Genomic DNA, 1,124 nt, shown 5'->3' with positions numbered 1-1,124 from the left:
TGGATGAGCCACGACAATTTTTAACTCATTTACCCGTGCATAAATACTAGGATCGGGGATTTTATAAGTTTTAGGAGAAAAAGTCACCCAATCGAAAACCCCAGTAAAAGGATGAGCGCCAGAAGTTTCTAAATGCACCCGTAAACCCTGATTTTTTAATTCCTTGGTCAAAGGATCAAGATTGTGCATTAAAGGTTCACCCCCGGTAATGACCACCATAGCGGGGTTAGCCCCTTTTGCCATCTCAACCAATTCCCGCAGCGATTGTTGTGGATAACGGTGGGCATTCCAAGACTCTTTTTGGTCGCACCAAGGGCAATAGACATCGCAACCTCCCAAACGGAGGAAAAAAGCATTGCTTCCCGTCCAAAAGCCCTCGCCCTGCACAGAATGGAAAGTTTCGACAACAGGATAGGTACAATGGTTTATGCTAACCGTTTTCATAGAATCAGTATTATAGAAAATATGGACATTCCCCTGAACTTTGCCAAATACATCCAATGGTCTGGTATTGCCACGCTGGTTTTTTTGGTACTCACGATTATCGCTTTTCTCGTCGGTTGGGGAATCCGCTTTCGTCTCGTCGGTGTCACTAGCTTTATGGCTGTGTTGACGGTGGGGATTTTCGGTCTTGGGTTGGGACTGTTTACCCGTACCGAAATTCCGGGAGCGGTGAGATTCTCCCTTGTCTATGATAACGGAGCTAATCAAGCTGTTATCTCCCTGCCCAATACTGTTACTGCCGAGCAGGTGGAAGCAACCCTAAAACAAGCCGCTAGTGACTTGTTTTCCTCCGGTCGCGCCGGTGCTGGCGGTAATAATCAATTTATCATTAGCGCTCGCACTCTCATTCATCCTCAGCCCGGTTTATCTGCTCCTTTGTACTTAGGACAGATTAAAAAATCCTTCTCCGCCCCGGGGGATAATACACCTGAACTACAGCTTTTTCCCGAAAGTTTCGCTAAAATTAGCCAATAATCCTTGAGGTTGTCAAAAAATGTCCAATGCTGTCGCTGTTTTGCCCCTGTTAATCGCCCCCGCACAAGTGATTCGGGGTGACAATGCCCTAGAAGAATCCACCGGCAAATTAGCGGATTTGGGTAAACGTCCCCTCGTGGTGGGCG

General features: G+C 47.0%; 2 protein-coding genes and 1 pseudogene. 2 read left to right on the top strand and 1 reads right to left on the bottom strand.

Annotation, left to right across the window (positions count from 1 at the left end):
- A partial coding sequence (locus PX481_RS09945; RefSeq protein WP_288094512.1) for a 7-carboxy-7-deazaguanine synthase QueE occupies positions 1-444 on the bottom strand: 444 nt, incomplete at its 3' end.
- Here PX481_RS09945 and PX481_RS09940 point away from each other — a divergent pair.
- Complete coding sequence (locus PX481_RS09940) at positions 421-978, top strand: Ycf51 family protein (RefSeq protein ID WP_190380439.1); 558 nt, start codon at positions 421-423, stop codon at positions 976-978. The genes PX481_RS09945 and PX481_RS09940 overlap by 24 nt on opposite strands.
- Positions 979-997: 19 nt before the next feature.
- A pseudogene (locus PX481_RS09935) lies at positions 998-1,124 on the top strand (oxidoreductase); the annotation flags it as partial.

It is taken from the genome of Microcystis sp. M53603_WE2 (genome assembly GCF_030065435.1).
This window is presented reverse-complemented; position numbering and strand designations above follow the sequence as displayed.